We start from the raw sequence: 23,871 nt of genomic DNA on the forward strand, positions 1-23,871 counted from the left end.
GCAATGCTCGGGACGCGCCTACACGTTGACACTTCTTATGGCGCGCTTATAAACCTGTGAGTCTCTTGGGGATCGTGATGTCACGTCACTTCTCCCTCAACCCCCCGCATTTGCGCATCTCGTAAAGGACAAACGTGGCAGTTCTGTCCATATCCCGCCGCACCATCGCCCGTTCCGCCCGCGTCCTCGGAGTCGCCTCCGCCTCGGCCGCGCTCGCGCTGGGTGTCGCCGGCAACGCGCTGGCCTGCAACATCAACGAGTTCTCCGCCGAAGCCAAGTGCGACGGCGAGAACGGCGTCATCACCGTCACCGATGTGGACCCGGCCGGCATCCCGGCGACCGTCACCGTCTACCTGCAGAACAACGGCGCCGACCTCAAGAAGGTCGGCGAGCAGGTGGTGAAGGGCTCGCGCGAAGGCACCACGATCACCTTCACCGAGGACTGGAAGCCGAACGCGGAGTACCGCGTCCATGTCACCGCCAAGGGCTACCTCGACGAGGACATCAAGCCCAACCTGACGACCCCGTCCACGGCCTGCAAGAAGGAGGAGGAGTCCCCGACGCCGACGGCCACCCCGTCTCCGTCGGACTCCGCCACCCCGCCGGCCGAGGAGGAGAGCCCGAGCCCGACCCCGTCGGCCTCGGAGAGCGAGAGCACCGCCCCGGCGTCCTCGCCGAGCAACGCGCCGACCCCCGCGGCCGGTGACTCCAACCTCGCCGAGACCGGTGCGAACTCCAACACCGGTGTCATCGCCGGCATCGCGGCGGCCCTGGTCGCCATCGGTGGCGGCGCGGTCTTCTTCGGCATGCGTCGTCGTGGGGCGAGCAGCAGCCGCTGACGTCTCGCGAGCAGTACCGCTGTGGCCCGTTCTCCGTCAGGGGGCGGGCCACCGTCGTGTCAGCCGAAGGTGGCCCGCTCCAGCCAGAACTCCAGCAGCCGCCGATCGCCCAGCACCTCCAGCTCCGGGCTGTCCAGGGGCAGTCGACGGTAGAAGGCGAGCATGACGGCGGTCAGCGGACCCCGGAGCGCGACCGTCGCCTTCTCGTGCCCGCGCCGCCAGACGATGACGTCGTCGGTCAGCTCGACCAGCCACTCGGCATCCAGCGCGGGCGTGCCGTCGGTGGCGTGCAGATGGATGCTGCGCCCGGCGCCTCTCAGCTCACTGGCCTCGTCGTGCGGCATGGTCCGCTGTGCGAACTCCACGATCTGGAGCCATTCGTCGATCGCGTCGGCGGCGATGTCCGGCGCGACCTCGTAGGGCAGCCCGGCGGCGAGGGTGGCGTCGGCGCGGTGGACCGTGAGCTCGTGGACCATCCGGCGAGCCCAGAAGCCGGAGGTGGGGATACCGGCCCAGGCCCACACCTTCGTGTCCGCCCCGGCCTCCCGCAGCGTGCCGACGAGCATCTCACCGGTCTCGGCGAGCCACGCGTCCAGTGCGGCCGCGTCTCCCGTGGCCTCGGGCCCCTGGCCCAAGGGCACCTGTTCCTCGGGGACTTCGGCCTCGGCCCTGGTGCGCACCATCAGCTCCACCCAGCGCAGGGCCCCGCCGGTGTGCCGCACCAGCCGCTCCAGCGACCAGTCGGGGCAGGTGGGCACGGTGACGGACAGATCGGCGCCCGAGGTCACCACGGACCTCAACAGGCCGACCTGGTGGGTGATCTCGTCGCAGTAGCGGTCATGGGCAAGCGGCGTCATGCCCCGCACCCTATGGGGACCGGGATCAGCCGAGCACGACGATTTCGGCCGCGTCGAACTCCACGCCGACCCGGTCCCCGACCTCCGGCGCCGCCCGCAGGGCGCACGCCGCCTCAAGGTGCGGCGCGTCCCCCTCCGGGCGCAGGCGTACGGCGACATGCGTGCCCTTGAAGGTGCGGGCGGCGACCGTGCAGGGCAGCCCCTCGTCGGCGCCCACGAGCCGCACGCCCGCGGGCCGCACCAGCAGACTCCGCAGACCCTGCGCGCTCCCCACCGGGACCGGCAGCTTGCCCCAGGGCGTGTCCGCGGCCTCGCCGCCGACCATGCCCTCCACGACGTTCTCGAAGCCGAGGAAACGGGCCACGAACTCGTCCGCGGGCCGCTGCCACACCTCAAGGGGCGTACCGGACTGGGCGATCCGCCCGTCCCGCATCACGACGACCCGGTCGGCGAGCGCGAAGGCCTCGCCCTGGTCGTGGGTGACCGCGAGCACGGTGGTCCCCAACCGCCCGAACAGTTCCCGCAGTTCGACCACGAGCCGCTCCCGCAGCGAGCGGTCCAGCTGTCCGAGCGGCTCGTCCAGCATCAGCAGCCGGGGCCGGGGCGCGAGGGCGCGGGCCAGCGCGACCCGCTGCTGCTCACCGCCGGACAGCGAGGCGACGGCACGGCGACCGGCGCCCGGAAGCCCGACGAGGTCGAGCAACTCCCGTACCCGATCGGCCTGTTCGCCCTTGGAAGCCCCGTGCATCCGCAGCCCGAACGCCACGTTCCCGCCCACGTCCCGCTGCGGGAACAGCTGATGGTCCTGGAACATCAGCCCGACCCCGCGCTTGTGCGCGGCCACCCCCGCCTGGTCGTGCCCGTCGAGCGACACCCGTCCCTCGTCCAGGTGTTGCAGCCCGGCCACCGCCCGCAGCAGCGTCGACTTCCCGCTCCCGCTGGGCCCGAGCACACACACGATCTCGTGCTCGGCGACCGACAGGTCGACCCCGTCCAGCACCGCCCGCCCGCCGAAGCGGACCGTGGCGCCCTGAAGGCTCAGCAGCATCAGAACTCCCCCGTCCGATCGGTCCGCAGCCGCTCAAGGACCAGCAGCGCCACCGCGCACACCACCATCAGAATCGTCGAAAGGGCCATCGCCTGGCCGTAGTTGAGCTCCCCGGCCCGCCCCAGCAGCCGCGCCACCGCGACCGGCAGCGTCGGGTTGTCGGGCCGCGCGATGAACACGGTCGCCCCGAACTCCCCCAGCGACACGGCGAACGCGAACCCGGCCGCGATCAGCAACGCCCGCCGCACCAGGGGCAGATCGACCTCCCGCCACACCCGCCAGGGCGACGCCCCGAGCACGGCCGCGGCCTCCCGCAGACGGTGATCGACGGCTCGCAGCACGGGCAGCATGGTCCGTACGACGAAGGGCACCCCGACCAGCGCCTGCGCGAGCGGCACCAGGATCCACGATGCCCGCAGATCCAGCGGCGGCTCGTCGAGGGCGATCAGGAACCCGAACCCGACGGTCACCGCGGACACCCCCAGCGGCAGCATCAGCAGCGCGTCGAAGCCCCGTACGAACCGCCCCGCGTCCCGCCGGGTCAGCGCGGCCGCGGCGAGACCGCCGATCAGCACCGCGATGGCGGTGGCGGCGACGGCATAGGACAGGGAGTTGCCGATCGCCTCGATCGGGGGCACCAGGAACACTCCGCCGTCGGACTTCGTCAGCGCCCGGTAGTACCCGAAGTCGGGAGCGTCGAGCGAACGCCGCACCAGCACGGCGAGCGGCAGCAGCAGGAGGACGACGACGGTGAGCAGCACCCCGCCCAGCAGCGCCCACTGCCCCGGCCCGCGCGGCCGCCGGGCCGTCATGGACGCGTCCACCAGCCGCAGCTCGCTCTCCCGTCGCCGTACGGTCCAGGCGTGCAGGGCGAGGATCGCGCCCACGGCCACGAACTGGACGATCGTGAGGACCGCGGCCGTGGCGAGGTCGAAGATCTCCGAGGTCTGGCGGTAGATCTCCACTTCGAGGGTGGAGAAGGTCGGTCCGCCGAGGATCTGCACCACGCCGAAGGAGGTGAAGGTGAACAGGAACACCATGAGGGCGGCGGCGGCCACGGCGGGGCCGAGCGCGGGCAGGGTCACCTTCCGCCAGGCCGCGAGGCGCGAGGCGCCCAGCATCCGCGCGGCCTCCTCCTGCCGCGGGTCGAGCTGCGACCAGAGCCCGCCGACCGTGCGTACGACGACGGCGTAGTTGAAGAAGACGTGCGCGAGCAGGATCGCCCACACGGTCGTGTCCAGCCGTACGCCCCACAGCTCGTCGAGCAGCCCCCCGCGCCCCACGAGCGCCAGGAACGCCGTACCCACGACGACCGTCGGCAAGACGAACGGGACCGTCACGACCGCCCGCAGGATCTGCTTGCCGGGAAAGTCGAAACGGGCGAAGACATAGGCGCCGGGCAGCGCGATCAGCAGGGTGAGCGCGGTGGAGGCGAGGGCCTGCCAGGTGGTGAACCACAGGACGTGCCGGATGTCGGACTGGGCGAGCACGTCCGTGATCCGGCCGACCTGCCAGGTGCCGTCGGCCTTGAGCCCGCGCGCCACGATCGCGGCGACGGGCCAGGCGAAGAAGACCCCGAAGAACGCGACGGGCAGGGCCATGAGGCCGAGCCGCGCCGCGTTTCCCTTGAGGCTCCCGCGCGGGGCTACTTCAGTACGAGCGAGGTCCACGACTTGACCCACTGGTCACGGTTGTCGGCGATCTTGGCGGGGTCCATGGTCTCGGGATCCTTCGCCTGCGGCCCGTACTTCGTGAACTCGGCCGGAACCTGGGCGCCCTCCCGCACCGGGTAGACGAACATGTTCAGCGGCATGTCGTCCTGGAACTCCTTGGTGAGCAGGAAGTCGAGGAGCGCCTTGCCGCCCTTGCTGTTCTCGGCGTTGCTCAGCAGGCCCGCGTACTCGACCTGCCGGAAGCAGGTCCCCTCGGCGACCCCGGTCGGCGCGCTCGTCGGCTTCGGGTCGGCGTAGATGACCTCGGCGGGCGGCGAGGAGGCGTAGGAGACGACGAGCGGCCGGTCGGCCTTGGCCTTCTTGCCGCCGGCGGACCCCGAGAACTCCTCGTTGTAGGCCTGCTCCCAGCCGTCGACGACCTTCACGCCGTTGGCCTTGAGCTTGGTCCAGTAGTCCTGCCAGCCGTCGTCGCCGTACTTGGCGGCGGTGCCGAGGAGGAAGCCGAGGCCCGGCGAGGAGGTGGAGGCGTTCTCGGTGACGAGGAGGTTCTTGTAGGCGGGCTTGATCAGATCGTCGTACGACGTCGGCGGGGCCAGCTTGTGCTCGCTGAAGTAGGCCTTGTCGTAGTTGACGCAGATGTCGCCGGTGTCGATCGGCGTGACCTTGTCCCCGTCGACCCGGAACCCGGCCTTGATCTCATCGGCGCCCTTCGCCTCGTACGACTGGAACAGCCCGTTGTCGAGCGCCCTCGACAGCAGGGTGTTGTCGACGCCGAAGAAGACGTCGCCCTGCGGGTTGTCCTTGGTCAGGATCGCCTTGTTGACGGCCTGCCCGGCGTCGCCGTCCTCAAGGACCTTGACCTTGTACCCGGACTCCTTCTCGAACGCGGCGAGCACGCTCTTGGAGACAGCCCACGAGTTGTGGCTGACGAGGGTGACGGTCGTGGAGTCGCCGGACGACTCACCGCTGTCGGACGACCCGCACGCGGACAGCGCGAGGAGACCGAACCCGACGGCGAAGACCGTGGCCTTCTTGGTGATGCTCACTGGATTCCTCCTGGGTTGACCAGGAAGAGACGCGGCCCTGCCCGGAACCTCTGAGAGGCTCCGGGCAGGGCGCAACAGCTTGAGTAATGACCGATCTCCCTACCCAGAATGACCTGGGCCAGGTTCGGAGGGTCTGCGGCCCGATTGCCGCACTCTCAGCGCTGTGGCGCTCCCCTGTCGGAATATGAAGATGTACGTACGGGCTCAGGTTACCGCTCGCCCGCCGCCAGCTGACCGCAGGCCCCGTCGATCTCCTGCCCACGGGTGTCCCGAACGGTGACGGGCACCCCGTGCGCGGCGATGGCCTCGACGAAGGCCTTCTCGTCCTCGGGCCGGGAGGCGGTCCACTTGGACCCGGGAGTCGGGTTCAGCGGAATGAGATTGACATGCACGGGCTTGCCCTTGAGCAGCCGCCCGAGCCGGTCACCACGCCAGGCCTGGTCGTTGATGTCCCGGATGAGGGCGTACTCGATGGACAGCCGACGGCCCGACTTCTCGACGTAGTCGAACCCGGCCTCGAGCACCTCGCGCACCTTCCACCGGGTGTTCACGGGTACGAGGGTGTCGCGCAGTTCGTCGTCCGGCGCGTGCAGCGAGATCGCGAGCCGGCACTTGAAGCCCTCGTCGGCGAACCGGTGGATGGCCGGCACGAGCCCGACGGTGGAGACGGTGATGCCGCGCTGCGAGATGCCGAGCCCGTCGGGGGCGGGGTCGGTGAGGGCGCGGATGGACTGCACGACCCGCTTGTAGTTGGCGAGCGGCTCACCCATGCCCATGAAGACGATGTTGGAGAGCCGCGCGGGCCCACCGGGCACGTCCCCGTCCCTGAGCGCCCGCATCCCGTCCACGATCTGGTGGACGATCTCGGCGGTGGACAGATTGCGGTCGAGGCCCGCCTGCCCGGTGGCGCAGAAGGGACAGTTCATCCCGCACCCGGCCTGCGAGCTGATGCACATGGTCACCCGGTCCGGGTACCGCATCAGCACCGACTCCACGAGCGTCCCGTCGAACAGCCGCCACAGCGTCTTGCGCGTGGTCCCCTGGTCGGTCGACAGATGCCGTACGACGGTCATCAGCTCAGGAAGCAGCGCCTCCTGGAGCTTGGGCCGGGCCGCGGCCGGGATGTCGGTCCACTGCTCCGGATCGTGCGCGTACCGCGCGAAGTAGTGCTGCGAGAGCTGCTTGGCACGAAACGGCTTCTCACCGATCTCGGCCACGACATCCTTGCGCTCGGCAGGAGTGAGATCGGCAAGGTGCCGCGGCGGCTTCTTGGCTCCGCGGGGGGCGACGAAAGTGAGTTCTCCGGGCTTGGGCATGGTCATACCAGTGTCGCAGATCAACCGGAGTGCCCCAGTCGGCTACCGCCAGGCCCAGAGATGGGCGGAAACCACGCCGTCGCCGACCTCCCTGGTCCAGAAGTTCCACGAGGAAAGGCCCGGCACCTCGACGTCGACGTCGTGGAAGACGTACTCGGACGCCAGACCGGGATACGAGGGTGACGAGTCCCTGCGCAGCCGCCGTTCGGAAACGGAGCCCACGACGACTCCGGGACCTTCGACTCCGAGTTCCTCGGCCACGCACCGCCGTGCCGTGTCGGAGACTTCCTCGCCGGGCTTCCTCTTCTCGGCGGGGGCCTCGTTCCTGGGACGCCATGAGCCGTCGGCCATCAGCTGCGCGATCTCCACGAGCTCCTTGCCGCCCTGCCGGACGCGCAGGGTGACGACGGTGACGCGACGCAAGGGCGGCTCGGAGTCCAGGGTCGTCTCCCCCGCCTCGATCTCGTCCCACAGGTGCCGCACGGACTTGGTCCCGTCGGTCCCCCACGACTCATGAGGGATCCCGCTCCTCTCCAGCCACTCCCGCAGCTGACCCAGGCTGTCCGGAACCCACATACGCCCCGCCCCTCACGGTGTAGCCCGCTCCACCACCCATACGGGAGGCAGCTGCCTCGTAGCAGGGGACCCTACGGCGGAATCGTGGACGGCACACAGTTCGCAGCAGCGCGCTGTGCCTTCCACGAGGGGACCGTTCCATGGCCGTCAACCGCCGACGCGGACGCCGTATCGCCGCCGTCGCCACCACTGTCGCCGCCGTCGCACTGACCGCCGGGCTCCTCACCGGCTGCGAGGACACCGACGATGCGCTCGACTGCCTCACCAACGCCGACACGATCGCCGACAGTCTCAAGGCGATCCACGAGGCCGGCTGGGACGCGGCGAAGGACCCGTCGAAGACCGACGACTCCATCGACACCATCGAGAAGAACCTCGACAAGATCAACGACGACGCGGACGACAGCGAGGTCGACAAGGCCGTCGACGACCTGAACAAGGCCATCGAGGACTACAACAGGTCCATCCTCGACGGCGACACCGACCCGGACAGCAGCCGGATCGACGCCGCCGCGAATGAGCTCAAGGACGTCTGCACGTCCTGAATGGCGGGCGCCCCTATGTGATGGGCCGCTCCAGGCACTCCTTGAGCAACTGCTCGTCCCGCGGGAGCTCCTTGCGGACCTGCGGGCGGACGACGAGGGGTACCAGGGCCTTGCCGAGGCCGTGCCCCTCGAAGTCGATCTCTATCGTCACGCGGGAGCGGCGCCCTTCGTCGAGCGCCTCGATCTCCCCGTGGGTACGTGGCCTGACAGGGCCTTCGATGCCGTGCAGATCCCAGCTGTACGGCGGGTCGAGCCGGTCGAACTCGACGGTCACCGGCATCTCACGGTTCCCGATGCGCCGGATGACCCGGACCCGGGAGCCGGCGTGGAGGGGCCCCTCGTCGAGCTGCTCGGCCTTGACGGCGCTCAGCTGCCACTCCGGCAGGTGGGAGGGGTCGGTGATATACGCGTAGACGTCTTCGGGACTGCGGTCGACGTCGATCACTTCACGGATGGCGGACATGACGCCCTCCTTCCAGGGCGATCCCCTTCGAGGGCTTACAGGGGAATCGTCCCACCGGAGCGGTCGGGAGAACAGGACCGCCGGAACGGAAGAAGCCCCCACCGAAGCGGGGGCTTCTCCCGGATACCGAAACGATCAGCCGGAACCGACGAACAGCACCAGCAGCAGCCACACCACCGGCGCCGTCGGCAGCAGGGAATCCAGCCGGTCCATGATGCCGCCGTGGCCCGGCAGCAGCGTGCCCATGTCCTTGATGCCGAGGTCCCGCTTGATCATCGACTCGCCGAGGTCGCCCAGCGTCGCGCTGGCCGCCACCGCGAGGCCCAGCAGCAGGCCCTGCCACCAGGTGCCGTCGTCGATCAGGAAGTGCATGCACAGCGCACCCGCGGCCATCGCGAACGACACCGCGCCGAGCAGCCCCTCGCGGGTCTTGCCGGGGCTGATGCGCGGCGCGAGCTTGTGCCGGCCGAAGCGCCAGCCGACGGCGTACGCCCCGGTGTCGCTGACGACCGTCAGGACCAGGAACGTCATGACACGGAACGCACCGTCGTCCGCGGTGAGCATCATCGCGACGAACGTCGCCAGGAACGGCACGTAGAACGCCGCGAAGACGCCCGCGGTGACGTCCTTCAGATAGCCCTCGGGCGGCTCGGTCATCCGCCAGACCAGGACGGCGAGCGCGGTGAGCGCCATCGCCACCCAGGCACCCTCGGCGCCCCGGACGTACCCGGCGACGACCATGGCCGCACCGCCGACCGCCAGCGGCACGAGGGGCGCCTTGATGCCCTTGCGCTCATCGAGCCGGGACGTCAGCTCCCACAGTCCGACGACGACGGCGACCGCGATGACGCCGACGAAGACGGCCTTGACGACGAACAAGGACGCGACGATCACCGCACCGAGTCCGACACCGACCCCTATGGCCGCACCCAGATCCCGCCCCGCGCTCTTCTTCTGCGGCGCGGGAGCCGGCTGCGGGACGTCGGGCATGGGCTCCGGATTCTGCGGCGCCGCCGCATGGGGCTGCGCCGACGTGGTTTCGTCGCGGAACAAGGGGCCGCTCAGCCGAGCGGCCCCCCGGTCGTCATCCTGGTCGTCGCCGTATCGGGGCACGGCGGGTCCGTCAGGCACGATGGGCATGGGGCGAGTGTGCTGCGCCTCAGGCGCATCGTACGCGGGACCCGCCGGGGCAGCCCCCTGGACAGGCCCCTGGTCGGACGGCCCCCAGTACCCGGCTTGTGGCGGCGCTCCCCAGGAAGAGTCGTTCATCAGACCTCGAGAAGCTCCGCTTCCTTGTGCTTCAGGAGCTCGTCCACCTGGGCGACGTACTTGTGCGTAGCGTCGTCGAGCTCCTTCTCCGCACGGCGGCCCTCGTCCTCGCCGACCTCGCCGTCCTTGACGAGCTTGTCGATCGCGTCCTTGGCCTTGCGGCGGACCGAGCGGATGGACACCCGGGAGTCCTCCGCCTTGCCCTTGGCGACCTTGATGTAGTCGCGGCGGCGCTCCTCGGTGAGCTCGGGGAACACCACACGGATGATGTTGCCGTCATTGCTCGGGTTGACGCCCAGGTCGGAGTCGCGGATCGCCTGCTCGATGTTGCGCAGCGCGCTCTTGTCGAACGGGGTCACCACGGCCATGCGCGGCTCCGGCACGGAGAACGAAGCCAGCTGGTTGATCGGCGTCGGCGCGCCGTAGTAGTCGGCCACGATCTTGTTGAACATCGCCGGGTGCGCACGACCGGTGCGAATCGCGGCGAAGTCCTCCTTGGCGACCACGACGGCCTTCTCCATCTTCTCCTCGGCCTCGAGGAGGGTCTCTTCGATCACCACTTGCTCCTGCGTGTCTTGAGTGAGGCCCGGCTGCGGTTCCTTGGTGAGGGGCGGCGGCCGGCTGCGTCGCGTCTTCTTCCTGCACGGTTCCCGACCGGCAGGACATTGTCCATCCCCCGGTCAGGGTCCGTCCCGTCCGTCCCCCGGACGGGTTGGTTGCCGGATCGTCAGTCCCGGCTGCCCTGGTCACCCACGAGCGTGCCGATCTTCTCACCCTTGACGGCGCGGGCGATATTGCCCTCCGCCAGGAGCTCGAAGACGAGGATCGGGAGCTTGTTGTCGCGGCACAGCGTGATCGCGGTCATGTCGGCGACCTTGAGGTCGCGGGTGATGACCTCGCCGTAGCTGAGCGAGTCGAACTTGACGGCCTCGGGGTTGGCCTTCGGGTCGGAGTCGTAGACCCCGTCCACGCCGTTCTTGCCCATGAGCAGCGCCTCGGCGTCGATCTCCAGGGCGCGCTGGGCGGCGGTGGTGTCGGTGGAGAAGTACGGCATGCCCATACCGGCGCCGAAGATGACCACACGGCCCTTCTCCAGGTGGCGCACGGCGCGCAGCGGGATGTACGGCTCGGCGACCTGGCCCATGGTGATGGCGGTCTGCACGCGGCTGTCGATGCCTTCCTTCTCCAGGAAGTCCTGGAGGGCGAGGCAGTTCATCACGGTGCCGAGCATGCCCATGTAGTCGGAGCGGGCGCGGTCCATGCCGCGCTGCTGGAGTTCGGCGCCGCGGAAGAAGTTGCCGCCGCCGATGACGACCGCGATCTCCGCGCCGTCGCGCACGACGGCCGCGATCTCGCGGGCGATCTTGTGCACCACGTCCGGGTCCACGCCCAAGCCCCCGCCACCGGAGAAAGCTTCTCCGGACAGCTTCAGCAGAAACCGGCCGCTCACTTTGCCGTCGTCGCTCTTCTGGGCCTTGGTGGTCATCGGATTCTCCTCATGGTGCACATACGAAGAAGGCCATTGCCGATGGGAACTGGTTCGCATCCCATGCGCGGCAATGGCCTCCTCGTCAGATCTGCTGTCGTCCACCACGCGCGTGCGTGGCGGCGTACCGGACGACTGTCTTAGACCCTATCGGGGTCGGACGTCGCACGCGGTACGGACTCAGATGCCGACCTTGATACGCGTGAAGCGCTTCAGGGTGACACCGGCCTCGTCCAGAACCTTCTGGACGGACTTCTTGTTGTCGAGCGCGTAGGGCTGACCGAGCAGCGTGGCGTCCTTGAAGAAGCCGTTGAGGCGACCCTCGACGATCTTCGGCAGGGCGGCCTCGGGCTTGCCCTCGGCGCGGGTGGTCTCCTCGGCGACGCGGCGCTCGGACTCGACGACCTCGGCCGGCACGTCCTCCTTGGAGAGGTACTTCGGCGCGAAGGCGGCGATGTGCTGGGCGACACCCTTGGCGAGGTCGGCGTCGGCCTTGTCCAGCTCGACCAGGACACCGATCTGCGGGGGCAGGTCGGGCATGGTGCGGTGCATGTAGGAGAAGACGAAACCGTCGGCGAACTGCGCGAAGCGGTCCAGGACGATCTTCTCGCCGAGGTTGGCGTTGGCCTCGTCCACGAACGCCTGGACGGTCTTGCCGGCCTCGATCTCGGAGGCGAGCAGAGCCTCGATGTCCGCCGGGGAGGTGGCGGCGACGTGCTCGGCGATCGCGGTGGCGACGGCCTGGAACTTCTCGCCCTTGGCGACGAAGTCCGTCTCGCACTTCAGCTCGACCAGGACACCGGCGGTGTTGTCGTCGGCGATGAGGGAGACCACGGCGCCGTTCTCGGCGGAGCGGCCCTCGCGCTTGGCGACGCCCTTCTGGCCCTTGATGCGCAGGGCCTCTACGGCCTTGTCGACATCGCCCTCGGCCTCGTCCAGGGCCTTCTTGCAGTCCATCATGCCGGCGCCGGTGAGCTCGCGGAGCTTCTTGACGTCGGCGGCGGTGTAGTTCGCCATGATTCCTGGAATCTCTCTCGAAGTCTGAAGATCTACGGGCCAAACGGCGGGGGCTGGTCGGCCCCCGCCGTCAAGAGACCCGAAGGGGTGAGGGGTCAGGCCTGCTCGGCCTCGGCGGCCGGAGCCTCGACAGCGGCATCGGCCGGAGCCTCGGCCTCAGCAGCGGGGGCCTCGGCGGCGGGCGCCTCAGCGGCGGCCTCGGCCTCAGCGGCGGCCGGGGCCTCCTCGGCCTTCTTCTCGCCCTCGAGCAGGTCGCGCTCCCACGCGGCGAGCGGCTCGCCCGCACCCTTGTCACCCTTGTCGCCGGTGGCGACGCCGGAGCGGGCGATGAGGCCCTCGGCGACGGCGTCGGCGATCACGCGGGTGAGCAGGGTGACGGAGCGGATCGCGTCGTCGTTGCCCGGGATCTTGTAGTCGACCTCGTCGGGGTCGCAGTTGGTGTCGAGGATGGCGACGACCGGAATGTTGAGCTTCCGGGCCTCACCGACCGCGATGTGCTCCTTCTTGGTGTCCACGATCCAGACGGCGCTGGGCACCTTGGACATCTCGCGGATACCACCGAGGGTCTTCTCCAGCTTGGCCTTCTCGCGCGAGAGCACGAGAAGCTCCTTCTTGGTCAGACCCGAGGCCGCGACGTCCTCGAAGTCGATCTGCTCGAGCTCCTTGAGGCGCTGCAGACGCTTGTAGACGGTGGAGAAGTTGGTGAGCATGCCGCCCAGCCAGCGCTGGTTCACGAAGGGCATGCCGACGCGCGTCGCCTGCTCGGCGATGGCTTCCTGCGCCTGCTTCTTCGTGCCGACGAACATGACCGTGCCGCCGTGGGCGACGGTCTCCTTGACGAACTCGTAGGCGCGGTCGATGTACGACAGCGACTGGAGCAGGTCGATGATGTAGATGCCGTTGCGCTCCGTGAAGATGAACCGCTTCATCTTCGGGTTCCAACGACGGGTCTGGTGACCGAAGTGGACGCCGCTTTCCAGCAGCTCCCGCATCGTGACGACGGCCATGGCCGTTCTCCTTGTTTCTCGGTTATGTCCTGACGCCCGCGTGCGCCTTGCCACTGAGGACCGAGGGGCGCTGACAGGGACCGTTGCCGGCCGCCGTGTCGGGGCGTGCGAAGTCGACCCGGTGACCCGGATCGCCATAGGAAGTGTACGGGACCCGCGGGGCACCGGGTGACGCCGCTGTCCACAACCGGGGCTCGGTCCACAGCTCCCGGCCATGATCACGGCCCTTCCCGCAGGGTTGCGGCATGCGAGCGATGCGATGGGTGAGCAGGGGTGGCCCGGTGTTACTGCCGGCTCTGGTGCTGACGGTGCTGGCCGCGGGCCCGGTGTCGAGCGATCCGGCCCCGCCCCCGCCGGCCGCCCCGGACCCCGCGGTCCCGGCCATCGGCCGGGCCTGGCCGGTGGGGGTGCGCCCCTCGGTCCTACGAGGCTGGGAGCCCCCGGCGACGGCGTACGGCCGCGGTCACCGGGGCGTGGACCTGGCGGCCGCACCGGGCACACCTGTACGAGCGGTGGCGGCGGGGCGGGTCCTGTACGCGGGGCGGGTGGCCGGAAAGGGCGTGGTCTCGGTGGAACTGACCGGCACGGACCTGCGTACGACGTACGAACCGGTGACGGCGTCGGTCGAGAAGGGCGACGAGGTGGCGTCCGGCGAGGTGCTCGGCACGGTGGAGGCGACGGGGTCGCACTGCACGGCTCCGTGCGTGCACTGGGGCCTGCGGAAAGGGGAGAGCTACCTGGACCCCCTGTCATTGCTGCCACCGTGGCTGCTGCACCGGGGCCCGTCGAGGCTCCTGCCGGTACTGGGGGTGCCGCTGCCCTCTTCGGTCACCTAGCCTGCGCCCACCAGGCGCGGGCAGGCATCCCGGCCCCCGCGGCGACCCGCACGGACCTCAGCCCCGAACACCCCGCAGCGCCATGGTCACAGCGGCGTCGGTGATGGCCGAAGGATCCTCCGCCGCCCCCAGTTCGATCCGCCGCACGGCCGCGTCCACGACCCCTTGCAGCAGCATCGCGGCGAGCCGGGGTTCCGCGTGTCCCATCTCCCCGAGCGCCTGCCCGATCATCGCCACCAGGCCACCGTGCGCGGCCCGGATCTTCTCCCGGGCGCCCGCGTCCAGCTCGCTGGCCGAGATGGCCACGACCGCCCGGTGCCGCCGGTCCCCGACCAGGGCGAGCTGCCGGCGCACATACGCCTCGACCTTGGCCTCGGGCCCCTCCGCCGCGGCCATCGCCGCCGAGACCTCCGCGGCCCAGACCGGGAAGTCGACCTCGCACAGCTCCTCGACCACCGCGGCCCGCGACCTGAAGTACTCGTACACGGACGACCGCGCCAGCCCCGTCCGCTCGGCGAGAGCCGGGAACGTCAGGGCCTCCGTCCCGCCCTCGGACAGCAACGACCGAGCCGCGTCCAGCAGGGCGGCTCGCTGCATCGACCGGTGCTCGGCCACGGAGGCCGCTCGAATCCTTGGCACGTCGTCCACTTTACGGACGCACCACGCCCGGCGGGAGTCATCCGTCCCCACGCTCCATCATTCGGCCAGGTCACCGACCGAAGCCGGCCAGTTTCGCGCGCAGTTGCAGCACCGACTTGGTGTGGATCTGACTGACCCGGCTCTCGGTCACGCCCAGCACGTTCCCGATCTCCGCGAGCGTGAGCCCCTCGTAGTAGTAGAGCGTGACCACGGTCTTCTCCCGCTCGGGCAGCGTGTTGATGGCTCGCGCCAGGAACCGTCTGAGCTCCCGGTCCTCGGCCACCTCGACCGGATTGTCGGCGGCGGTGTCCTCCAGCGTGTCCATGACGCTGAGCCCGTCCCCGCTCTCGCCCCCGACATGCAGCAGCTCCTCCAGGGCCACCACGTTCGCCAGCGACAACTGACTGAAGACCGCGTGGAGTTCGTCCACCGCGATCCCCATCTCGGCGGCCACCTCGCCCTCGCTGGGCGTCCGCCGCAGCCGCGCCTCCAGCGTGGCGTACGCCCGCTCGACGTTCCGCGCCTTCTGCCGCACCGAGCGCGGGATCCAGTCCAGCGCCCGGAGCTCGTCGATCATCGCGCCCCGGATCCGCGTGATCGCGTACGTCTCGAACTTGATCTCCCGGTCGATGTCGAACTTCTCGATCGCGTCGATGAGCCCGAAGACCCCGGAGGACACGAAGTCGGCCTGCTCCACGTTGGGCGGCAGACCCACGCTCACCCGGCCCGCCACGTACTTCACCAGCGGCGAGTAGTGCAGGATCAGCTGCTCCCGCAGCCGCTCGTCGCCCGTCGTCTTGTACGAACGCCACAGTTCGTCGAGCGTCGAGGGAGCGGGCGGCCGCACGCTACCGTCGCGGGCGGCTGGGGGGAACGCCGCCCGGTCGGACCCGGAGGTGTGCTGGGGCATTCGTCGCCTTGTGCCGTTCTGCCGTGAATGAGGTCTGCCTGGGTGAGCTGTCTGCCTGATGTCGAGATCGATGCCGTGGTGCCGGTCTGTGCCGGAATCCACGTGAGCGTAGCGTGACTGGAGTGTCGCGGTGTGCGAAGGGCGTGGCGGAAGCTGTGCGCAGATACGTTCCTTTAACCGCCCCGCCGGGTCACGCCGGTAGCTCTGCGTGATCATGCGGCGGGGCCAACTGCGGGAATTCCCAAGGCTTTCGGGGTTCCCCCGGACGGCCGAACACGCTCGGTCAACATCGACTCCGATCCTGCCGGACGGAGATCATCGCCTGGCGTGTCAACTTCCAGCCGTCGCCGTGTCGTTCGACGTAACCAAGTGAGCGGAGTTCGTACAGTCTCGCGACGGCGTCGTCCTCCGTCGTCTGCGCACCGCCCGCGACCTCGGCCGCGGTCGCCGCGCCGCGTGCCGGCAGCGCGGCCAGGACCCGCCGGGCGCCCGGCGTGAGCAGGTCGCGCGGCAGGACGGGCCCTCTCCGTTCCGGGGCGAGCTCCCCCATGTCGCCGACCAGCTCGACGACTTCCTCGGCGTCCGTGACGAGCACCGCCTCCCCGCGCAGCAGCTCGTGCACTCCGGCGGAGAGTGCGCTGGTGGCCGGCCCGGGCACGCCCATCGTGTACCGGCCGAGCCGCTGCGCCGCCCGCGCGGTGACGAGGGAACCGCTCCGACAGGCCGCCTCGACCACCACGGTCCCCCTGGTCAGCGCGGCGATCACCCGGTTCCGCAGCACGAACCTGCTCGGCGTCGGATGGTCGCCGGGCGGCAACTCCCCGATCACCAGGCCCTGTTCCGCGATCCTGGTGATCAACTCGGTGTGCCCGGGCGGGTAGGGCCGGTCGACCCCGCAGGCCAGCACGGCAACGGTGGCCCCGCCGGCGCCGAGGGCACCGCGGTGGGCGGCCCCGTCGACGCCGTAGGCTCCGCCGGACACGACGACCCACCCGCGCTCGGCGAGACCGCACGCGAGGGTGGCCGCCATGTGGGCCCCGTACTCGGTGCACGCCCGGGCGCCCACGACGGCGACCGATCTGAGCGCCCACATCCGCAGGCTGGGCGCCCCGCGCACCCACAGCCCCAGCGGGCGCGCGTCACCGAGGTCGTCGAGCTGTCCGGGCCACTCGGCGTCGCCGGGACACACGAACCGCACCCCGGCCCGCCCGGCGACCTCGAGATCCTCGTGCGGCTCGGCCCGCCGGGCCCGTGCGAGCAACCCCGCCCACCGCTTCCCGCTCACCCCCGGCGGCCCGACCTCCCGCCCGTCCCGCAACCACCGGGCCACCTCGCCCGCCCCGTACTCCCGCACCCACCGCCCGGCGACCTCGTCACCGGGCTCGATCACGCGGGTGAGGAAGACGCGGGCGAGGAGTTCGCGGTCCGGGTCCTGGCCTGCGTTCACGTGAGCGCTCCGATGGCCATCGGTACTCCCCTGGGGATCCCGGTGCGCAGTTGCAGGGCGAGGGCGACGTCGGTCGCGTCGGGGCGGTCGTGTCCGAGCAGGTCGGCGACGGTCCAGGCGACGCGCAGGACACGGTCGAGGCCGCGGGCCGTCAGGACGCCGCGTTCGAGGTTGCGCTCGGCCTCGTCCATCGCGCCGGACACCGCGTGCCAGCGGCTGCGCAGCTCACGGCCCGGCACTTCGCTGTTGGTCCGCCACGGGGTGCCGACGAGGCGTGCCGCCGCCCGCTCCCTGGCCGCCCGTACCCGGTCGGCCACCACCGCGGTCGACTCTCCACGGGCGCCGCGCTCGGCGAGCTGGGCCCGCGTGACCCGGTCCACCTCCACCCGCAGGTCGACCCGGTCGAGCAGCGGGCCGGAGAGCCGGGCCTGGTAGCGGCGGATCGCCGAGGGCGGGCATTCGCAGAAGTCGTCGGTCTGCGAGAAGCGTCCACAGGGGCACGGGTTGGCCGCGAGCACCATCTGGAACTTCGCCGGGAACCGCACGACGCCCGCACTGCGGGCGATCACCACATGGCCCGCCTCCAGGGGCTGCCGCAGTGCGTCGAGCGCCTGACTGCTGAACTCGGGAGTCTCGTCGAGGAAGAGAACCCCCCGGTGGGACAGCGACACCGCACCGGGCCGGGCGATGCTCGGACCGCCTCCGACGAGCGCCTGCATGGTGGCCGAGTGGTGCGGGGCGCAGTAGGGCGGGATGTCGATCAGCGGCTTGCCCGGCGGCAGCAGACCCGCCACCGAGTGCACCGCCGTGACCTCGAGGGACTCCTCGCGGGTCAGTCGGGGCAGGACGGCGGGCAGCCGCTCCGCGAGCATCGTCTTGCCGGCGCCGGGCGGCCCCTCCAGGAACAGATGGTGGCCGCCGGCCGCCGAGACCTCCACGGCCGTTCGGGCCGAGAGCTGGCCCACGACGTCGGCCAGGTCGTGGCCGTGATCCTGCTGCGCGGCACCCACGCTGTGCATCCCCGTGGCCGCGCCGGTGCCCGGCACCCGCAGGCCCGCCATGAGCGGGTCGGGGCGGCCCGGGTCGTCCGGCTCCTCGTCGGGAACCGGCTCGTCCGCGAGGACCGCGATCAGCTGTCGCAGGCTGCGTACACCCAGCACGGACACACCGGGCACCAGCGAGGCCTCGGCGGCGGCGCACTCCGGCACGACGACCTGCTCATAGCCCGCGTCGGCGGCGGCCAGCACCGCCGGCAGGATGCCCCGGACCGGACGCACCCGTCCGTCGAGGCCCAGCTCTCCGATCATCACGATGTCGGCGAGGACCCGCGGATCGATCCGCTCCGAGGCCCCGAGCACCGCACACGCGATGGCGAGATCGAAGCCCGAGCCGGCCTTCGGCACCGACGCCGGGCTGAGCCCCACCGTCAGCTTCTTCTGCGGCCACCCGTCACCCGAGTTCACCACCGCCGCCCGAACCCGGTCCTTGCTCTCCGTAAGACTCTTGTCCGGCAACCCCACCAACGTGAACGCCGCCACCCCGGGCTCCAGATCCGCCTGGACCTCCACGACCACGCCCTCGACGCCCACCAGCGCCACCGAGCACGTACGAGCGAACCCCATGTCAGGCCACCCCTCGCGCGTGTTCGACGACGGGTGCGCCGCGGCTCGGCAGGACGACGCCCACCAGGTCGATGCGGACGCCGCCCGGTGGTGCTCCTCCGTGGGCGTGGATCCAGCACGCGGCGAGGCCGCGCAGGCGTTCCGCCTTCTCGGGGGTCACCGCGGCCATCGGATGCTCGAAGGCACCCGTGCGCCGTGTCTTGACCTCGCAGACGACCAGGACGTCCCCGTCCCGCGCCACGATGTCGATCTCACCGGTCCTGCCACAGCGCCAGTTGCGCTCCAGGACCGTCATCCCGGCCTGCGCCAGCCGCCGCGCGGCCAGCGTCTCGCCGTACCTTCCGAGTGCACTGCGTGCCTGATGTGTGTTCATGTCGGCACCACCTCCGGCGCCAACCGTCACGCACACCGGCCCACCAAGTTGATCTTGGTGGGCTACTCAGCGGTTGTGGAGAACTCCGTCACCCCGACGGGGCAACGTCAGCTGCCCGGAAGCTCCAGATCACTCTTGTTGAGCTCCTCGATGTTCACGTCCTTGAACGTGAGCACCCGCACCTGTTTCACGAAGCGGGCCGGCCGATACATGTCCCACACCCACGCATCCGCCATCGACACCTCGAAGAACACCTCACCCTGAACCGAGTGCACCTGCATCTCGTAGTCGTTGGTCAGATAGAAGCGCCGCTCGGTCTCGATCACGTACTTGAACAGACCGACGACATCGCGGTACTCCCGATAGAGCTTCAGCTCCATCTCGGTCTCGTACTTCTCGAGGTCCTCGGCGCTCATGGCATGTTCCCCTTCAGCCGTGCGGTCCCACCATTGTGCGCCAGTCCCGTCAGCCCCTAGACGATTTCGGGGTCGAGGGTCACGGGCCCGGCCGGGGGACCTTCGTCGAGCAGCCTGCGGAGCAGCTCGGCGAGTCTGGTCGGATACACCGTCTCATGTGCCCGGGTCAGTTCCTGACACGTCCACCAGCGCGCTCCGGCGACGCTGCGCCGCTCCAGCTCGGTCAGCGCCACGGCTCCGGGCACCTCATCGGACGTATGGGCCGTCCGCGCCAGGTAGTACCACTCGTCCTGGTCCCACCGGCGGCCCGCGAACGGGAAGGAGCACATCCGTCGCCACAGCACCGGCCCGAGCTCCACATCGGTGATGCCGGTCTCCTCCACGAGTTCCCGCAGAGCGGCCTGCTCACGAGTCTCGTCGCCCTCGATGCCGCCGCCCGGGGTGAACCACCAGTCGTTCGTCGGATCGTCCGGCTCATGGCCGTACAGCAGGAGGATGCGGTCGTCCGGGTCGAGGAGCACCACCCTGGCCACCTTGCGCAACCCGCCCTCGTAGGTGTCCGCCGAGGCCTCAGCGCGCACCCACGGGCTCCGTCCGGGTCCGGGAGCGGCCGCGGCCCAGCAGCTTGGCGACCGGGCCGTAGGCGCCGCCACCGAGGACGAGCACCGCACCGGCCACGATCAGGATCGTGATCGTCCGCAGCGGGCCCGGCGAGGAGAGCGCACCGAGCTCCTCGAAGCCGGTCGGCTGCTTCAGCATGCCGTTCATCGGCCATACGACGGCGTCGACGCGGGCCGTCACGGCGGACCGCGCGACCGTGCCGCTGGCGGCGTCCGTCAGATGCGCGCTGGAGTCCAGGGAGCCCTGCCGCTCGTCACCCAGCAGGAACAGACGTCCCTCGGGGACCGTCACGGACGGGATCTTCTTCCATTCCGCCGCGCTGCCCTCGGGCAGATACGGCTCGTCGATCTGCTTGCCGTTGACGGTCAGCTTGCCGTCCGTGCAGCAGGCGACCGTGTCGCCGCCGACCGCGACCACGCGCTTGACCACGGGGGCGTTGGACACCCAGGTCTTGTCGGTGAAGACGACGACATCGCCCCGCCGTACCTCACCGCCGTCGACACGCTCGGCCAGCACCCGGTCGCCGGCGTCGATGGTGGGCGCCATCGAGCTGGTGGGCACGGTGTACGGCCGGTAGACCACCGCCCCCCAGGCGAACCCGCCGAGGAACAGCACAAGGCCCAGCGCGACGGCCAGCCCGGACAGTCGCTGTCCGGTCCGGCTGCCCACCGGGCCCGTGTTCGTGCCGCCGCTGCGCGGGGCCGTGCGTATCGTGCTCTCGCCACCCATGGGTCCGCACCCTACCCGGCGGTACCGGACACGGTCAGCCCCTCACCGGCGGCCGAGGTCACCCGCTCCGTAAAGGTTTCCCTAGGTCAGCGGGGATCGGCCGGCGCGATCCTCCGACGCCGCCACAGCACCAGCGGAACCGCACCCACGAGCGCGAGGCCCTGCGGGGCCACCGACAGGGCGGTGGAGGCGGCGGACCGCGTGCTCAGATCCTGGTCGAAGGTGTCCGGGACCGGCAGCGTGCCCCAGCGGTTGATCGGCCAGGCCTTCACGATGGCGCGTCCGACGACCTCGTCGACCGGGACCATGCCGTGGTACTTGTCGTCCTGGTTGTACCGCGAGTCGCGCGAGTTCTGGCGGTGGTCGCCCATGACCCAGATGTAGCCCTCGGGCACCTTGACCTTGAACTGGCCGCCGATGTCGTCGACCGTGCACGGGGTGTTGCCCGGGTACACGTACGACGACTCGCTCAGCGCCTTGCCGTTGACCTTCACCGGGCCGGTGCCCTTGCACTCGACGGTGTCGCCGCCGACGCCGATGACGCGCTTGATGAGGTCCTTCTCCTCGGCGGACGGCATCAGGCCGATCCAGCTGAGGAACGTCTGCACCGCGTTCGGGTCGGCGGTCGGTTCGCCCGCGAGCCACTTCGAGGGGTCGTGGAAGACGACGACCTCACCGCGCTCGGGCTCGGAACCGAACCACGGGGTGAGCTTGTCGACCAGCACGCGGTCACCCTGCTGAAGGGTGTTCTGCATCGAGTCCGAGGGGATCGAGAACGCCTGCACCAGGAACGTCTTGATCAGCAGCGCCAGGACGAGCGCGATACCGATCAGGATCGGCAGCTCCTTCCAGAAGGAGCGCTGGGTCTTCTGCTTGGGGGCCGAGTCGCCCGGCCCGTCGTCCCCGGGCTGTGTCCGCTCGTCCGCCGCGGAGTCACTCCCGGAGGTCACGGCGTCGTCCGTGGCCGGGTCGGCCGCGTCCACGGGGCGTCCGCGGTGCTCCTCGCCGTCGTGCCCGGACCGTGCGCCAACCGCCACATCCCCCACGCCAACTCCTTACTCTGTGCCGCCGCCTGCCCCATAGACGGCGCAGGCCCACCACTCCCATAACGAGCGGGAGTTCCGCAGGGGTCGGGAGCTGGATCGTTCCGTTCGGATCGTCGGAGGCAACCCTATGCGACAGTTGGGGAGCCGCAGTCGACCCGGCGGCCGAGTCGGTAATGGATGAGTATGTTTTCGGCTCGTCCAGGGTGTTCCAGTGGCCGAGGGGCCAGGCGATGACCCTCGCCCGTCCCACCACCGAGTCCTCGGAGACCGTACCGCCGTAGTCGGTGTCCTGATGCACGCGGGAGTCCGCGGAGTTGGCCCGGTGGTCGCCCATCACCCACAGCCGCCCCTGGGGGACGGTGATGTCGAACTCCTGCGTCGAGGGGGCGTTGCCGGGATAGAGGTAGTCCCCCTCGGTGAGCGGGACGCCGTTGACGGTGACACGCCCTTGTGCGTCACAGCACTTGACCCGGTCGCCGCCGACACCGACGACCCGCTTGATGAGGTCCTTCTCGTTGTCGGACGGCAGCAGGCCGATGAAGGTGAGCCCCTCCTTGATCTGCTTGATGACGACGGGATCCTCCTTCTTCGTCGTCGTCTGCTCGTCCTTCAGCCAGCCGCCCGGGTCCTTGAAGACCACGACGTCCCCGCGCTGCGGCTTGGAGCCGAACCACGGGGTGAACTTGTCGACCAGCACCCGGTCGCCGATCTGGATCGTCTGCTCCATGGAGCCGGACGGGATCACGAAGGCCTGCACGAGGAAGGTCTTCAGCACCAGGGCTATGAGCACGGCGACACCGACGAGAAGCGGTATCTCCTTGGCGGCGGAGCGCCTGCGGCGCCGCTTGACCTTGCGCTGGAGCTTGCGCCGCTCCGCGCGCGTACGGCCGCCGGCGGGGCTGGCGGCGCGCCGGACACCGGTGGGCAGAAGGTTGTCGGCGGCGTCGCTGGGCACACCGCGCGGTTTGCCGCGATTACCCATCGGCACCTGCCGCGGCGGGCACGCGCGCGTAGGCGTCGGGGCGGTGCAGCCGTGTCCAGTGGGCGGTCGGCCATACGATCCAGTCGGCGCGGCCGATCACCTCGGTCACGGGGATCATGCCGCCGCCGGGCGAGCCCAGATGGTCGCGGGAATCGCTGGACTCACCGCGGTGGTCGCCGAGGACGAAGAGGGTGCCGTCGGGCACGACGACGTCGAAGTCCACCGAGGACGGGCTGTCACCGGGGTACAGGAACGACGACTCGTCGACCGACCGGCCGTTCACCTCGATCCTCCCCTCCTTGTCGCAGCAGACCACGTGGTCTCCCCCCACACCCACCACACGCTTGATGTAGTCCGCATCCCCGAAATACCCGGTTCCGTCGAACACCACTACATCCCCGCGCCGCGGCTCGGCACCAAAACGGTACGCCAACTTATTTACGAGAACCCGGTCCCCGATCCTCAATCCGTTTTCCATGGATCCGCTGGGAATCTGGAACGGTTGCACCACGAAAGCGTTGAGGGACAGCAAAAACAGCAGGCAGACCAACAGGGTCAGGCTGGTCCGGCCACCGGGTAGCCACTCGGTGATCCGTGACACCAACGCGAAACGCGACCGTCCCTCCTGCCCCTCTGTGTCCGAGATCTCCTCGGATTCGGAAGGGCGGGAGGAGCGGTCGCGCTCCGTCTGCTGTGCTTCGGTGTCCATCGGGGCCAGATGCTATCCGGCCCCTGTGTGGCCCCCGGAAGGCGAGATCAGTTCTCGCGCTTCTCCTTGATCTTCGCGGCCTTGCCGCGCAGCTCGCGGAGGTAGTACAGCTTGGCGCGACGCACGTCACCGCGGGTCACGAGCTCGATCTTCTCGACGATCGGGGTGTGCACCGGGAAGGTGCGCTCGACGCCGACGGAGAACGAGACCTTGCGGACCGTGAAGGTCTCGCGGACACCGGCGCCCTGGCGACGGATGACGACGCCCTTGAACTGCTGCACACGGGAGCGGTTGCCCTCGATGACGCGGACGTGGACGTTGACGGTGTCACCCGGGCGAAAGGCCGGGATGTCGCTGCGCAGCGACGCGCTGTCGACGGAGTCGAGCAGGTGAGACATT

At 70.0% G+C, this 23,871-nt stretch carries 27 protein-coding genes and 1 riboswitch; of the genes, 3 read left to right on the forward strand and 24 right to left on the reverse strand.

What is annotated here, in order from left to right; genetic code table 11:
• The first annotated feature begins 134 nt into the window (after nt 1–134).
• Nucleotides 135–839: an LAETG motif-containing sortase-dependent surface protein gene (locus ACFY0U_RS32950; protein WP_388642064.1), complete on the forward strand. Its 705-nt coding sequence runs from the start codon at nt 135–137 to the stop codon at nt 837–839.
• Between the two features lie 59 nt (nt 840–898).
• On the opposite strand, the gene ACFY0U_RS32955 is transcribed toward ACFY0U_RS32950, so the two are convergent.
• The 6 genes from ACFY0U_RS32955 to ACFY0U_RS32980 form a co-directional block, all read right to left on the reverse strand.
• Nucleotides 899–1,696, reverse strand: a complete 798-nt coding sequence (locus ACFY0U_RS32955; protein ID WP_388642066.1) for a maleylpyruvate isomerase family mycothiol-dependent enzyme — start codon at nt 1,694–1,696, stop codon at nt 899–901.
• Nucleotides 1,697–1,721: 25 nt separating this feature from the next.
• Nucleotides 1,722–2,744: an ABC transporter ATP-binding protein gene (locus ACFY0U_RS32960; protein ID WP_388642068.1), complete on the reverse strand. Its 1,023-nt coding sequence runs from the start codon at nt 2,742–2,744 to the stop codon at nt 1,722–1,724.
• Nucleotides 2,744–4,345, reverse strand: coding sequence for an ABC transporter permease (locus ACFY0U_RS32965; RefSeq protein WP_388642070.1), 1,602 nt, complete (start codon nt 4,343–4,345; stop codon nt 2,744–2,746). Before ACFY0U_RS32965 ends, ACFY0U_RS32960 begins: the two co-directional genes overlap by 1 nt.
• Nucleotides 4,346–4,389: 44 nt before the next feature.
• The gene (locus ACFY0U_RS32970) at nt 4,390–5,463 is read right to left on the reverse strand and encodes a thiamine ABC transporter substrate binding subunit (protein WP_388642071.1); all 1,074 of its coding nucleotides are present in this window, start codon (nt 5,461–5,463) and stop codon (nt 4,390–4,392) included.
• Nucleotides 5,464–5,541: 78 nt separating this feature from the next.
• Nucleotides 5,542–5,649: riboswitch (TPP riboswitch) on the reverse strand.
• Nucleotides 5,650–5,672: 23 nt separating this feature from the next.
• The gene (gene rlmN, locus ACFY0U_RS32975) at nt 5,673–6,779 is read right to left on the reverse strand and encodes a 23S rRNA (adenine(2503)-C(2))-methyltransferase RlmN (RefSeq protein ID WP_388642073.1); all 1,107 of its coding nucleotides are present in this window, start codon (nt 6,777–6,779) and stop codon (nt 5,673–5,675) included.
• A 42-nt stretch (nt 6,780–6,821) separates the two neighbouring features.
• Nucleotides 6,822–7,355: an NUDIX domain-containing protein gene (locus ACFY0U_RS32980; protein WP_388642075.1), complete on the reverse strand. Its 534-nt coding sequence runs from the start codon at nt 7,353–7,355 to the stop codon at nt 6,822–6,824.
• A gap of 140 nt (nt 7,356–7,495) precedes the next feature.
• On the opposite strand from ACFY0U_RS32980, the gene ACFY0U_RS32985 reads away from it, so the two are divergent.
• Nucleotides 7,496–7,900, forward strand: coding sequence for a hypothetical protein (locus tag ACFY0U_RS32985; protein WP_388642076.1), 405 nt, complete (start codon nt 7,496–7,498; stop codon nt 7,898–7,900).
• A gap of 13 nt (nt 7,901–7,913) precedes the next feature.
• Here ACFY0U_RS32985 and ACFY0U_RS32990 read toward each other — a convergent pair whose 3' ends face one another.
• From ACFY0U_RS32990 to rpsB, 6 genes are all read right to left on the reverse strand, one after another.
• Entirely contained in the window at nt 7,914–8,363 is a 450-nt protein-coding gene (locus tag ACFY0U_RS32990) for an SRPBCC family protein (protein ID WP_388642078.1), read from the reverse strand.
• A 135-nt stretch (nt 8,364–8,498) separates the two neighbouring features.
• Entirely contained in the window at nt 8,499–9,632 is a 1,134-nt protein-coding gene (locus ACFY0U_RS32995; RefSeq protein WP_388642080.1) for a phosphatidate cytidylyltransferase, read from the reverse strand.
• Nucleotides 9,632–10,189, reverse strand: coding sequence for a ribosome recycling factor (gene frr, locus ACFY0U_RS33000; RefSeq protein ID WP_041821334.1), 558 nt, complete (start codon nt 10,187–10,189; stop codon nt 9,632–9,634). The genes ACFY0U_RS32995 and frr overlap by 1 nt, the downstream gene beginning before the upstream one ends.
• Nucleotides 10,190–10,359: 170 nt before the next feature.
• Nucleotides 10,360–11,118 (reverse strand): UMP kinase, encoded by a 759-nt coding sequence (gene pyrH / locus ACFY0U_RS33005; protein WP_171146335.1) that lies wholly within the window; start codon nt 11,116–11,118, stop codon nt 10,360–10,362.
• A gap of 180 nt (nt 11,119–11,298) precedes the next feature.
• Nucleotides 11,299–12,135: a translation elongation factor Ts gene (gene tsf / locus ACFY0U_RS33010; protein WP_388642083.1), complete on the reverse strand. Its 837-nt coding sequence runs from the start codon at nt 12,133–12,135 to the stop codon at nt 11,299–11,301.
• 95 nt (nt 12,136–12,230) lie between these two features.
• On the reverse strand, nt 12,231–13,142 hold the full coding sequence (rpsB, locus tag ACFY0U_RS33015) for a 30S ribosomal protein S2 (RefSeq protein WP_388642084.1): 912 nt from the start codon (nt 13,140–13,142) through the stop codon (nt 12,231–12,233).
• Between the two features lie 281 nt (nt 13,143–13,423).
• On the opposite strand from rpsB, the gene ACFY0U_RS33020 reads away from it, so the two are divergent.
• Nucleotides 13,424–13,978: a murein hydrolase activator EnvC family protein gene (locus tag ACFY0U_RS33020; protein WP_388642086.1), complete on the forward strand. Its 555-nt coding sequence runs from the start codon at nt 13,424–13,426 to the stop codon at nt 13,976–13,978.
• Nucleotides 13,979–14,035: 57 nt separating this feature from the next.
• Here the strand turns inward: ACFY0U_RS33020 and ACFY0U_RS33025 are convergent, their stop codons facing one another.
• The 12 genes from ACFY0U_RS33025 to rplS all read right to left on the reverse strand — a co-directional run bounded on the left by ACFY0U_RS33025 (nt 14,036) and on the right by rplS (nt 23,870).
• Nucleotides 14,036–14,593 carry a TetR/AcrR family transcriptional regulator gene (locus ACFY0U_RS33025; protein WP_171146348.1) on the reverse strand — a complete coding sequence of 186 codons (558 nt, stop codon included), beginning with the start codon at nt 14,591–14,593 and terminating at the stop codon, nt 14,036–14,038.
• A gap of 94 nt (nt 14,594–14,687) precedes the next feature.
• Nucleotides 14,688–15,527: an RNA polymerase sigma factor WhiG gene (gene whiG, locus ACFY0U_RS33030; RefSeq protein WP_388642087.1), complete on the reverse strand. Its 840-nt coding sequence runs from the start codon at nt 15,525–15,527 to the stop codon at nt 14,688–14,690.
• Nucleotides 15,528–15,810: 283 nt separating this feature from the next.
• Nucleotides 15,811–16,974: a DNA-processing protein DprA gene (gene dprA / locus ACFY0U_RS33035; protein WP_388642088.1), complete on the reverse strand. Its 1,164-nt coding sequence runs from the start codon at nt 16,972–16,974 to the stop codon at nt 15,811–15,813.
• Nucleotides 16,971–18,596, reverse strand: a complete 1,626-nt coding sequence (locus ACFY0U_RS33040) for a YifB family Mg chelatase-like AAA ATPase (protein WP_388642089.1) — start codon at nt 18,594–18,596, stop codon at nt 16,971–16,973. The genes dprA and ACFY0U_RS33040 overlap by 4 nt, the downstream gene beginning before the upstream one ends.
• Before the next feature lies 1 nt (nt 18,597).
• A complete protein-coding gene (locus ACFY0U_RS33045) occupies nt 18,598–18,969 on the reverse strand; it encodes a YraN family protein (protein WP_171143244.1) in 372 nt (123 codons plus the stop codon).
• A 107-nt stretch (nt 18,970–19,076) separates the two neighbouring features.
• On the reverse strand, nt 19,077–19,385 hold the full coding sequence (locus tag ACFY0U_RS33050) for a DUF2469 domain-containing protein (protein WP_005311352.1): 309 nt from the start codon (nt 19,383–19,385) through the stop codon (nt 19,077–19,079).
• Between the two features lie 56 nt (nt 19,386–19,441).
• Nucleotides 19,442–19,966: an NUDIX hydrolase gene (locus ACFY0U_RS33055; protein WP_388642090.1), complete on the reverse strand. Its 525-nt coding sequence runs from the start codon at nt 19,964–19,966 to the stop codon at nt 19,442–19,444.
• Nucleotides 19,956–20,735 carry a signal peptidase I gene (gene lepB, locus ACFY0U_RS33060; protein ID WP_388642091.1) on the reverse strand — a complete coding sequence of 260 codons (780 nt, stop codon included), beginning with the start codon at nt 20,733–20,735 and terminating at the stop codon, nt 19,956–19,958. The genes ACFY0U_RS33055 and lepB (ACFY0U_RS33060) overlap by 11 nt, the downstream gene beginning before the upstream one ends.
• 86 nt (nt 20,736–20,821) lie before the next feature.
• Nucleotides 20,822–21,781: a signal peptidase I gene (lepB, locus tag ACFY0U_RS33065; RefSeq protein ID WP_388642092.1), complete on the reverse strand. Its 960-nt coding sequence runs from the start codon at nt 21,779–21,781 to the stop codon at nt 20,822–20,824.
• Nucleotides 21,669–22,763: a signal peptidase I gene (gene lepB, locus ACFY0U_RS33070; protein ID WP_388642094.1), complete on the reverse strand. Its 1,095-nt coding sequence runs from the start codon at nt 22,761–22,763 to the stop codon at nt 21,669–21,671. Before lepB (ACFY0U_RS33070) ends, lepB (ACFY0U_RS33065) begins: the two co-directional genes overlap by 113 nt.
• On the reverse strand, nt 22,756–23,472 hold the full coding sequence (lepB, locus tag ACFY0U_RS33075) for a signal peptidase I (protein ID WP_388642095.1): 717 nt from the start codon (nt 23,470–23,472) through the stop codon (nt 22,756–22,758). Before lepB (ACFY0U_RS33075) ends, lepB (ACFY0U_RS33070) begins: the two co-directional genes overlap by 8 nt.
• 47 nt (nt 23,473–23,519) lie before the next feature.
• On the reverse strand, nt 23,520–23,870 hold the full coding sequence (rplS, locus tag ACFY0U_RS33080; RefSeq protein WP_053848457.1) for a 50S ribosomal protein L19: 351 nt from the start codon (nt 23,868–23,870) through the stop codon (nt 23,520–23,522).
• Nucleotide 23,871: the final 1 nt, after the last annotated feature.

It is taken from the genome of Streptomyces sp. NPDC001536, assembly GCF_042894505.1.
Taxonomy (GTDB): Bacteria; Actinomycetota; Actinomycetes; order Streptomycetales; family Streptomycetaceae; genus Streptomyces.

What these genes read in the sequence shown, in the direction of transcription:
- lepB (WP_388642094.1), bottom strand. Translation starts at nt 22,763, where the DNA reads ATGGGTAATCGCGGCAAACCGCGCGGTGTGCCCAGCGACGCCGCCGAC.
- ACFY0U_RS32985 (WP_388642076.1), top strand. Translation starts at nt 7,496, where the DNA reads ATGGCCGTCAACCGCCGACGCGGACGCCGTATCGCCGCCGTCGCCACC.
- ACFY0U_RS33045 (WP_171143244.1), bottom strand. Translation starts at nt 18,969, where the DNA reads ATGAACACACATCAGGCACGCAGTGCACTCGGAAGGTACGGCGAGACG.
- rlmN (WP_388642073.1), bottom strand. Translation starts at nt 6,779, where the DNA reads ATGCCCAAGCCCGGAGAACTCACTTTCGTCGCCCCCCGCGGAGCCAAG.
- ACFY0U_RS32980 (WP_388642075.1), bottom strand. Translation starts at nt 7,355, where the DNA reads ATGTGGGTTCCGGACAGCCTGGGTCAGCTGCGGGAGTGGCTGGAGAGG.
- ACFY0U_RS32995 (WP_388642080.1), bottom strand. Translation starts at nt 9,632, where the DNA reads ATGAACGACTCTTCCTGGGGAGCGCCGCCACAAGCCGGGTACTGGGGG.
- ACFY0U_RS32990 (WP_388642078.1), bottom strand. Translation starts at nt 8,363, where the DNA reads ATGTCCGCCATCCGTGAAGTGATCGACGTCGACCGCAGTCCCGAAGAC.
- lepB (WP_388642095.1), bottom strand. Translation starts at nt 23,472, where the DNA reads ATGGACACCGAAGCACAGCAGACGGAGCGCGACCGCTCCTCCCGCCCT.
- ACFY0U_RS32965 (WP_388642070.1), bottom strand. Translation starts at nt 4,345, where the DNA reads ATGGCCCTGCCCGTCGCGTTCTTCGGGGTCTTCTTCGCCTGGCCCGTC.
- rpsB (WP_388642084.1), bottom strand. Translation starts at nt 13,142, where the DNA reads ATGGCCGTCGTCACGATGCGGGAGCTGCTGGAAAGCGGCGTCCACTTC.
- ACFY0U_RS32960 (WP_388642068.1), bottom strand. Translation starts at nt 2,744, where the DNA reads ATGCTGCTGAGCCTTCAGGGCGCCACGGTCCGCTTCGGCGGGCGGGCG.
- whiG (WP_388642087.1), bottom strand. Translation starts at nt 15,527, where the DNA reads ATGCCCCAGCACACCTCCGGGTCCGACCGGGCGGCGTTCCCCCCAGCC.
- ACFY0U_RS33050 (WP_005311352.1), bottom strand. Translation starts at nt 19,385, where the DNA reads ATGAGCGCCGAGGACCTCGAGAAGTACGAGACCGAGATGGAGCTGAAG.
- rplS (WP_053848457.1), bottom strand. Translation starts at nt 23,870, where the DNA reads ATGTCTCACCTGCTCGACTCCGTCGACAGCGCGTCGCTGCGCAGCGAC.
- lepB (WP_388642091.1), bottom strand. Translation starts at nt 20,735, where the DNA reads ATGGGTGGCGAGAGCACGATACGCACGGCCCCGCGCAGCGGCGGCACG.
- tsf (WP_388642083.1), bottom strand. Translation starts at nt 12,135, where the DNA reads ATGGCGAACTACACCGCCGCCGACGTCAAGAAGCTCCGCGAGCTCACC.
- ACFY0U_RS33040 (WP_388642089.1), bottom strand. Translation starts at nt 18,596, where the DNA reads ATGGGGTTCGCTCGTACGTGCTCGGTGGCGCTGGTGGGCGTCGAGGGC.
- ACFY0U_RS32955 (WP_388642066.1), bottom strand. Translation starts at nt 1,696, where the DNA reads ATGACGCCGCTTGCCCATGACCGCTACTGCGACGAGATCACCCACCAG.
- pyrH (WP_171146335.1), bottom strand. Translation starts at nt 11,118, where the DNA reads ATGACCACCAAGGCCCAGAAGAGCGACGACGGCAAAGTGAGCGGCCGG.